The 6,727-nt window shown below is 46.5% G+C and carries 8 protein-coding genes; 4 read left to right on the forward strand and 4 right to left on the reverse strand.

The features are described from left to right. Window positions 1-51 precede the first annotated feature (51 nt). From thrC to FD47_RS01045, 3 genes are read left to right on the forward strand one after another with little or no spacing between them, the layout of a single operon-like run. Window positions 52-1,560 (forward strand): threonine synthase, encoded by a 1,509-nt coding sequence (gene thrC, locus FD47_RS01035; RefSeq protein WP_056979935.1) that lies wholly within the window; start codon window positions 52-54, stop codon window positions 1,558-1,560. After that, complete coding sequence (gene thrB, locus FD47_RS01040) at window positions 1,532-2,437, forward strand: homoserine kinase (protein ID WP_056979936.1); 906 nt, start codon at window positions 1,532-1,534, stop codon at window positions 2,435-2,437. Before thrC ends, thrB begins: the two co-directional genes overlap by 29 nt. After that, entirely contained in the window at window positions 2,415-2,849 is a 435-nt protein-coding gene (locus FD47_RS01045; protein WP_008212229.1) for an ACT domain-containing protein, read from the forward strand. Before thrB ends, FD47_RS01045 begins: the two co-directional genes overlap by 23 nt. A gap of 180 nt (window positions 2,850-3,029) precedes the next feature. On the opposite strand, the gene FD47_RS14940 is transcribed toward FD47_RS01045, so the two are convergent. The 4 genes from FD47_RS14940 to FD47_RS01060 all read right to left on the reverse strand — a co-directional run bounded on the left by FD47_RS14940 (window position 3,030) and on the right by FD47_RS01060 (window position 5,593). Beyond that, window positions 3,030-3,203 carry a type II toxin-antitoxin system Phd/YefM family antitoxin gene (locus tag FD47_RS14940; RefSeq protein ID WP_082402573.1) on the reverse strand — a complete coding sequence of 58 codons (174 nt, stop codon included), beginning with the start codon at window positions 3,201-3,203 and terminating at the stop codon, window positions 3,030-3,032. 40 nt (window positions 3,204-3,243) lie between these two features. Then, complete coding sequence (locus FD47_RS01050) at window positions 3,244-4,287, reverse strand: zinc-dependent alcohol dehydrogenase family protein (RefSeq protein WP_054732295.1); 1,044 nt, start codon at window positions 4,285-4,287, stop codon at window positions 3,244-3,246. A gap of 251 nt (window positions 4,288-4,538) precedes the next feature. After that, entirely contained in the window at window positions 4,539-5,351 is an 813-nt protein-coding gene (locus FD47_RS01055; protein ID WP_056979937.1) for a CPBP family intramembrane glutamic endopeptidase, read from the reverse strand. Window positions 5,352-5,362: 11 nt separating this feature from the next. Beyond that, window positions 5,363-5,593 carry a hypothetical protein gene (locus FD47_RS01060; RefSeq protein ID WP_054732301.1) on the reverse strand — a complete coding sequence of 77 codons (231 nt, stop codon included), beginning with the start codon at window positions 5,591-5,593 and terminating at the stop codon, window positions 5,363-5,365. A gap of 124 nt (window positions 5,594-5,717) precedes the next feature. Between FD47_RS01060 and FD47_RS01065 the strand changes: the two genes are divergently transcribed. Then, window positions 5,718-6,344, forward strand: a complete 627-nt coding sequence (locus FD47_RS01065) for a helix-turn-helix domain-containing protein (RefSeq protein WP_054732303.1) — start codon at window positions 5,718-5,720, stop codon at window positions 6,342-6,344. Window positions 6,345-6,727 lie beyond the last annotated feature (383 nt).

Below are 6,727 nucleotides of genomic sequence, written 5' to 3' on the forward strand. Positions count from 1 at the left end.
ACTGAAAACAGATTATCATAATAGTCACAGAAATGCAAGGAGTAAAAGTCGATGAATACAAATTATACGAGTACGAGAGACAATTCAGTTCACCTTTCCGCAAAACAAGCGATCAAAAAGGGCTTCGCCGATGACAAGGGATTGTTCGTTTACCCTGAATTGGGCCAGAACCAACTGAATCTAAATGAAATCTTAAAATTAAATTATCATGATATTGCAAAAACCGTGCTGGCAAAATTATTGCCGGACTTCTCTAAGGAAGAAATTGATGAGAGCGTCGAGCAGGCATACCGGAATAGCTTTGATTCCGATAAGATTACGCCGGTCGTCGACGTTGATAACTTCCATGTATTGGAATTGTTCCACGGACCAACCAGCGCATTCAAAGACGTTGGTCTTCAACTCTTACCACAACTGATGAAGCACGTGCTGACTGACGATAACAAGGTCATGATCTTAACGGCTACCAGCGGGGACACTGGTAAGGCGGCTCTGGAAGGATTCAAGGATCTGCCAAATATGGGGATCACCGTCTTTTACCCGGATGGCGGCGTCAGCAAGATTCAAAAGCTACAGATGACCACCACCGGCGGCAGTAACACGCGGGTTGCCGCCATCAGGGGAAACTTTGACGACGCGCAAACCAACGTTAAACTCATTTTTAACGACCAAAAATTAAAGGACCAGCTTGGCGATAAAGTCAGCCTTTCCAGCGCCAATTCCATTAACATCGGCCGCCTAATTCCCCAAGTCGTTTACTACTTTGATGCCTATAAACAGCTCGTCAATAAGGGCGCGATCAAAGCTGGCGATAAAGTTAACTTCACCGTTCCCACTGGAAACTTTGGTGACGTGCTGGCCGGCTACTACGCGAAGCTACTGGGCCTCCCCGTTAACAAATTCGTGGTTGCCTCTAACGAAAACAACGTCCTGGCCAACTTCTTTGAGACCGGCGTGTACGACCGCAACCGCCCATTCTTCCAGACAGTGGCGCCAAGTATGGACATCCAAATTTCAAGTAATTTCGAAAGACTTCTATATTATAAGAGCGGTGAAGACACCGCTTACATCAAACAATTGATGGACGATCTGGAAGACAGCGGCAAGTACCGGGTTTCAAAGGACGTCCTCAAAGCCGTTCAGGAAGACTTCTATTGTGGCTACAGTACCGACGACGAAATTGAGGCAGCCATCAGAGACGTTTACAACCAGAATGGTTACCTGATGGATCCCCACACCGCCGCGGGTTACAAGGTGATGCGGGACTATCAAAAATTGGATGACACGCCAATGATTCTGCTCAGTACGGCCAGTCCGTATAAGTTCGTCAAGGCAGTGGCCACTGCGGTTCTTCCAGAGGAAGCGGACTCGGATAATGTTCTTCAGACGATGAAGGATTTGTCGACAAAAACAAAGACGGCCATTCCCGATAATTTAGCGAAAGTATGGGAATTACCGGTTAGACACGAAACCGTTATTGATAAATTAGATATGGAAAGTTATGTAAAGGCGCAGGTTGAGGAGGTATTCTATGATAAAGATCAAAGTTCCAGCCACTAGTGCAAATGTCGGCGTTGGTTTCGACTGTATGGGTCTCGCGGTATCGTACTACTCAACCATCAGTTTTGAAGAAAGCGCAGCCAAACTAACGATTACCGGCTGCCCGACCGAATTTCAAAACGAAGACAACTTGGTTTACAAGGCATTTGTGAAGGGCTGTGACTACCTCGACAAACCGGTGCCTAACGTTAAAATTGACATTGAAAGTGACGTTCCGGTTGCCCGCGGGCTTGGCAGCTCCTCAGTCTGTGTCGTTGCCGGCCTTAAAGCCGCCAGCGTTTGGTTCGACAATCAAATCTCAACCGATCAGCTCTTGGTTCTCGCAACTGAAATGGAAGGCCATCCCGATAACGTCACCCCAGCCATTTTGGGCGGCCTGTGCGTTTCATTTCTCGACGATCACAACCAGCCCCAGGTTATTAAATATAACGTCAATGACCGGCTGAACTTTGTGGCGCTGATTCCCGATTACGAGGTCAGCACTCATGAAGCCCGCAAGGTGTTACCGAAAACGATGAGTTACGCCGACGCCATTCATCAAGTCAGCCGTTGTGCGGTCATGACCAAGGCTTTGGAAGTCGGTGACATGCATCTGATTCACGAGTCCTGTGATGACCGGATGCACGAACCCTACCGAGCAAAATTAATTCCGGATTATGACCAGGCAAAGGCCATTAGCGAAGCATCTCATGGTACGATGTATATTAGTGGCAGTGGTTCCACAATGATGGCAATCACGCCCAACGAAGCATCAGCCGACGCAATCGTCAAAAACGCGCGAGCAGCCTTTCCGAATTGGAAAATTCGGAAAATGGCGGTTGATTTGGCCGGTGTACAGAGTGAGGTAAGCGAACGTGGAAAAGTACTACATCGTTGATAGCTCGATTTTACCCGAGTCCTTTGACAAAGTGATTCAGGCTCGGCAATTACTGGAAAGCGGCAAAGTTCGCCAAGTCAGTGAAGCCGTGAAGGTCGTAGGCATCAGCCGGGGAACCTATTACAAATACAAAGATCTGGTATTTTTACCAGAGGAGAACATGATCGACCGAAAGGCGGTCATTTCCCTGATGCTAGAGAATCGTCGCGGCATGCTCACAAAAATCCTGCAGACGGTTTCCGAATCCAGCGCCAGCGTGTTAACGATTAACCAAAACATTCCGATTCATAACATCGCCAGTATTGTGATTTCATTGGATCTTAGCAACTTAACCGGGACCGTGGATGATCTGCTGGAAAACCTCCGCCAGGTGAGCGGTGCAAGTAACGTGCAGCTAGTGTCGATTGAATAACTAACGTTCATTAAATGATATGCAAAGGCACCGAAACAATCCAGATAGTTGGATTGCTTCGGTGCCTTTTAATTTATGACACATTAATTTGAAATGTTTATTAAGCACACACGAAATATCGAGAAACTGATTAATGGTATTTTGATGACTTCACCCTATTAGAGAATGTCATTAAATGCTCTAATCATCCCGCGTCTGATTCAGAAAATCCCAATCACTTTTAGACATTAAAACAACACTATTTTCATCCTTACCATCGGGGTCCGTGATCATGACCGGCTTTCGCTGCTCATTCACATACTTAATCAGTTCGGAAAGATGCTGCTGGGCATCACTTGGCGTGTATTCTTTCATAGTTTCACCTCAATCGGAAAACAGATTCTTCGAAAATTCTTTATTTTCCAACCACAACCAACGACTTAATTGCCTCGCGCTTCGCCATTGCCTGGTAAGCATCGTCAATCTGGTCAAGACCAAACCGCTTCGTGAAGACTTTCCCTGGGTGAATATCACCATCCAGGACCGCCTTCAACAGAACCGATTTATCGTAGGTTGTGACTGAGGCCGGACCCCCAGCAATTGCGAGGTTACTGTAAAATGGGGCGGTCAGATCCGTCTTTGGCGTGTGTGGTAGGCCAACCCGGCCGACAATCGCACCTGGACGGGCAATTTTCATTGCGGTATCAGTCGATAATTCGCTGCCGACGCATTCGAGAACCGCGTCAGCACCAGCGCCATTTGTCAGGGCCATGACCTTAGCAACCGCTTCATCCCCCCGCTCCGGGACAATGTCGGTGGCACCAAATTCGGTTGCCAACTTCTGGCGGTCTTCATGGCGACTCATGGCAATAATGCGGGTCGCGCCACGTAATTGGGCGGCGATCACGCCACACAGCCCAACGGCGCCATCACCAACAACGGCCACCGTATCGCCGGGCTTCACGTTGGCAACCCTGGCAGCGTGGTAGCCGGTTGCCATGACATCAGCCAGCGACAACAGTGAATTTAACATCCCATCACTGTAATCATCCGGTTTACCAGGCACTTTAACTAACGACCACTCCGCATGCTGGTATCGAATGTATTCGGCTTGATAGCCAACACTGAAGTTATCGGAATGGCTTTGGCAGCTTCCTTCATAACCAGCGCGACAAGCAGCACAGTGACCACAACCGTGCGTAAACGGGGCAATCACAAAGTCCCCGGGCTTCACCGTTGTGATGGCATTACCAACTTCTTCCACCACGCCAATGGCTTCATGGCCGGTATTGTCGGAATTGGCTTCCTTATCTTCAAGGCCGCGGTAGGCCCACAAATCCGAACCGCACACACAGGCCCGAACCACGTGAATGATCACGTCGTCATTGGCCTGAATAGTCGGCTTTTCAATATCTTTAATTTCAACTTTTCCTGGTTTAACAAATAATGTTGATTTCATTTTAAGCGCTCCTTATCCGTTTGGATTAACTTGGTTCACGTTCATTTTATCACTTAAAATGTAACCGCTGGCACCGATTATTTTGATGGCTTACAAGTTATTTTGAAGACAAAAAAATCTCCCAGCAATTAAGAACTGGGAGATCAAAACTTAGTTAACTTGATTTGTTAATATACGTATATTATACCATCAAACATACATATTGTCAACGTTGCCACAAAGCCCAACTCGATTCTGCCACGGTGGCAACCTCATGCCCGAAATTGACTAACTGAAATCTTATTAACGACGTGGGGCTGCAACAAATCTTTCTGCCGATAAGCGACAAACGCAAGAATTGCGATGACTACCGCTTGAAGTGGGATCATAATGGTATTTGGCCAGTTCCCAACGGACACGAACAACGAGAGGTAAGCCATCCCATTGTTCAGCATATGTAACCCAATTGATGTTAACAGGGTGTTGGTCTTCAAGTAAGCCCAACCGAGAATCAGTCCCATGACGAAGTACACCCCAAACTGCGCGAGGCTGGCAACGGCATGAAGGCCAGCAAAGATCAGGCTGCTGACAATGATCGGCACCCAGAAAAGATCGTCCTTGAAAAGCAGGTTAATCAGCAGTCCCCGAATCAGTAACTCTTCAACGATTGGCGAAATAATGACTACCATGATGCCAACCGTTAGGATCGTGTTGGGATTGATCATATTCTGAATTTCCTGCTGGTTGCGAGTCGTTCTAATGATCATTTCAAAAAACCGGCTCGACAGACAAATCGCCGTAAACCCAATCGCAACGGCCCAAATGATGCCGGCCCAAGAAACTGACCCCCGACTCGCCCGTTGTGAACGCGCCATGACGCTCTTATAGATGTGGTAGGTAAACCAGATTGATAACGCGCTTAGCAGTGCCGTGGCGATTGCCAGCCCAATGATTAAAGCAATTGACCGATGGCGGACGAAACTGCCAATTACCAGTGGTATATCAACTAACTGATAAATAATGTATATCACTAAGAAATATGAGATTGTCGTAACGATGGCACCTTTTTTGATTATTCGATTCATAAATACGCTCCTTACTTTTCCGAAACCCGCCGTCGGTCAGAAATCGAATCTTCCTGAATACTTAACCCGTTACCCACCAATATCAAACCAATGAGGGCACCGACAAGATCCAAATAGAAATTAAAATGAATGGCTGAAAGATCCGAAATCACATCGAACAGATTTGAAATTAACAAAAACAGCCCCAGCCAAAAATCGATTGTCTGGTAGAAAAGACGATTGAACATTCGTCGACACTTCATACCCTGTCCTCCCCATATCTGGTTGACTAGTGTCACATACTACTCTCCAGCCAAATCAGCTCATCACAAATCAGTTATTTCGTTTATAATGATGAGAGATACCTAATCGACTGGAGGCCTTCGCTTGCAAATTGGAGACAAATTGAGACAGCTACGGAACCAACATAACTTAACCCAGCAGGAACTCGCCGACACGCTCCACCTCTCCAGAAAAACCATTTCCGGGTGGGAAACCGGCCGCAGCTATCCAGACATTAACAGCCTGATCCAGATCAGCGAACTTTTTCACGTACCCACTGATGACCTTCTAAAAGATAATCACATGCTCAAGCACTACGCCGAGCAAACTAAGTTGAACAAGAAGGATGTCAAAATTGAGCGGGTTACCTATGTCATCAATATCGTGATGTTGATCCTGGGCTATGTCCAGATGTTTCACTTTGGCGGCATGCACTCACCGTTCATCACGCTATTTCTGCTGATCAACATGATCATGTTCATTTCCCACTACTCAAACTGGGAGAGCTTCAAACGAAAAGCCAAGTTGGCGGCAACCATTATCGCATTTTTTGTCTTCTTAGCCCTCAACATCCTGACGATCCCCTTCAACGATCACTTTATCGGTCATTTGGCCAAGAATGATAATATCCAAAATGTCGGTATGGCCACCGGTGAGTTTGTGTTGATTCTGCTCATCACCCTGAGCCTCACGTTGGTTGTCTTTTTCCGGGTGAAACATCGAAAAGATTGAACGCTAAAAAAGTGGTTCAAACACGGGCAACTGACCAACTCCAGTGAATGGGGTTGATTAAATCATAGAATTCCGACGTCAAGAAGGCAAGCTATGGTTGGGAGACATGGGAAAAATGGGAATGCAACCGGTGGGTGACATGGTAGAAGTTCAGTCATAATAAGATATTCATACGCTTTTTTAGAGTGCATAAAAGAAATCGGAAACCACAAGTTACTGAGTGGTTTCCGTTTTTTGATAAGCTTATTCGTCAAAAAGCAATCCAGAAGCTCTAAGACTAGCTAACTCGTCTTATGCCTCGGACCAGCACTTCCGTCTGATGTAGCGTGCTTCAAATCGTTTTCAATATATATACTAGGGTCCGTCTGAAAACTTTATTTCAG

It is taken from the genome of Lentilactobacillus parafarraginis DSM 18390 = JCM 14109 (assembly GCF_001435895.1).
GTDB lineage: Bacteria > Bacillota > Bacilli > Lactobacillales > Lactobacillaceae > Lentilactobacillus > Lentilactobacillus parafarraginis.

Coding starts and splice junctions, on each gene's coding strand:
- thrC (WP_056979935.1), top strand. CDS start 52: ATGAATACAAATTATACGAGTACGAGAGACAATTCAGTTCACCTTTCC.
- thrB (WP_056979936.1), top strand. CDS start 1,532: ATGATAAAGATCAAAGTTCCAGCCACTAGTGCAAATGTCGGCGTTGGT.
- FD47_RS14940 (WP_082402573.1), bottom strand. CDS start 3,203: ATGAAAGAATACACGCCAAGTGATGCCCAGCAGCATCTTTCCGAACTG.
- FD47_RS01050 (WP_054732295.1), bottom strand. CDS start 4,287: ATGAAATCAACATTATTTGTTAAACCAGGAAAAGTTGAAATTAAAGAT.
- FD47_RS01055 (WP_056979937.1), bottom strand. CDS start 5,351: ATGAATCGAATAATCAAAAAAGGTGCCATCGTTACGACAATCTCATAT.
- FD47_RS01060 (WP_054732301.1), bottom strand. CDS start 5,593: ATGAAGTGTCGACGAATGTTCAATCGTCTTTTCTACCAGACAATCGAT.